This window comes from Psychrobacter sp. (assembly GCF_036731945.1).
GTDB lineage: Bacteria > Pseudomonadota > Gammaproteobacteria > Pseudomonadales > Moraxellaceae > Psychrobacter.
On the sequence record NZ_DAINDI010000049.1, the window covers coordinates 1 to 2,131 of the forward strand.

1 protein-coding gene and 1 pseudogene are annotated in these 2,131 nt (G+C 44.6%); one reads left to right on the forward strand and one right to left on the reverse strand.

The window, feature by feature from the left end:
• Positions 1 to 1,010: pseudogene (locus V7D75_RS10395) on the forward strand (Rne/Rng family ribonuclease); the annotation flags it as partial.
• Between the two features lie 277 nt (positions 1,011 to 1,287).
• Here V7D75_RS10395 and V7D75_RS10400 read toward each other — a convergent pair.
• Positions 1,288 to 2,131, reverse strand: an 844-nt coding sequence (locus tag V7D75_RS10400) for a DUF808 domain-containing protein (protein WP_333614502.1), incomplete at its 5' end; no start/stop codon positions are given.

Below are 2,131 nucleotides of genomic sequence, written 5' to 3' on the forward strand. Positions count from 1 at the left end.
GTCAGCATGCTCAAGCCTCGACAACTACAGCATCGGATAATCAAACGCCTGTGGTAAATGAGCAACGCGCTGTAAACTTTCCAGCTATCCGCGGCACGGTTGGTGAGTTTATCCGCGCAACCTTGCCAGAGGCGCAAGCGCGTTTAGCCGCTGAAGGCGTGATTAATTGCTTTAATGCGGCTATCGCTTTGCATCTAAAGCAAGCTAACGCTGTTAACGAAAAAGTAGATAGTAACAACGAGTCTAAAGTCGAAACTGGCAAAACTGCCAAGCAAGATTTTGACTTCAGTAACTATGGTTATGAGCCTTTAGCAGCGGATTATCTCGCAAGCTTTGAGGCGATGACGCAAGCCGTCAGTCAGTTTGCTGCGGCGCAAGGTAAAACAACCGTTGAGCCCCGCCCTATTAGCAAGCGAGCGAGCAACGACCCACGCGGTCAGCATCCTGACTATCAGGAGCCAGCTGCAACCACAGTCGCCGAAGCGCCTAATAACGACGCTTTAGCAGCTAACAGCGATGCTGACGTTAACGTTGACGCTCAGAATGTAGATGCCACTGCCCTGGCCAATCAAAGTCAGACAGAAGATGTCAGCGCCGATAGTGAAGAGTTGCTAAAAGTAGAGCAAGCGCTCGAAGCAGAAGACTCGGGGCAATCTGATGTTGATGCCGTAGAAGCGCAAAACGTTGAGACAGTAGATACTGAAGCTAAAGATGCTGATGCTGAGTCTGATGTCGAGCAAAGTGAAAACGAGCAAGCTTCTGAGTCAACTGAACAGCTATCAGAGCAAGCGACAAAAGAGGAAATTCAGGCGGCGAAGTCTAAAACGACCATCGCCAGTTATAAAAACATGATCGAAAATGTGGCCGAGCAATTATTGCCACAAAAAGGCATGTTTAATTTAACCACGCCAAAAGTGCCAAAAGCGCGGACGCGTAAGCCAAAAGCGGAGCATAAAAAGCCGACGCAAGCGGAAAAATCAGAAAACGACGATTCTGATAGTGAAAGCTAATAGCTGTCATTAATACTCTTTTATAAAATATCAAAGCCCCAAAGTTGTTAGCAACTTTGGGGCTTTTCTATGAATATAGCTTTATAACGATCTTTTATAGTCAAAACATCCTAAAAACGCGACGGTATTGCTGATATCAATTTTTTGTAGCCTCTGTCTGCGTAGGCACAGCAAGCGAGAAAAATTGATATCAGCAGTGCGTGATGTATCAATATTACTTTTCACTCACTATATATCAATGCCACGTTTTGATAGTCTTAATCTTCAAAAAACAAGCTTAATGGGCAGTAGGCTCATCTTTATGGCGTATCTTATTGATAATAGTAAATACCGCAACAATCGCAGCACCAATAATAAAGCCGATAACGCCATTTAATAAGGCAGTGGTAAAGCTTTCAAACACACCAGTCAAATGGGCAATGTCCTCAACTTCATGGTGCAAAAAATTAATACCGTGTACCAAAATACCGCCACCAACTAAAAACATTGCTAGAGTACCAGCGATAGATAAAAACTTCATCAGTTTAGGTGCTGCCGCAAATAAAATTTTACCGACTTTTTGAGTAAAATCGCCATCTTTCTCCATCATATGCAAGCCTAAGTCGTCGATTTTAACGATGCCCGCGACCAAACCATAAATACCGACAGTAATACCGATGGCTAAAATAGACAGCACCAAACTACGTTGTAACAGCGTAGCGGTTGCCGTTGCACCTAGCGCAATCACAATAATTTCTGCTGATAAAATAAAATCAGTACGCACCGCCCCTTTGATTTTTTCTTTTTCAAAGGCGACCAAATCAACGTTTTTATCAGCGTTAGCTTGCCGACGAGCATTTTGCTCTTCATCATCTGGCAGGGCATGCGGCCAAAAGCGATGAATGACTTTTTCAGCGCCTTCATAAACCAAAAACAGGCCACCACACATCAGTAAAAAGGTGATTAAAGGCGGATAAATGGCGCTAATAAGGATAGCTGCTGGCACCAAAATAAGCTTATTAATAAACGAGCCTTTGGCGACCGCCCAAACGACTGGCAGTTCACGATTTGCTGTGACGCCGGTGACCTGCTCGGCATTCAACGCCAAATCATCACCCAATACCCCCGCGGTTTTTTTGGCG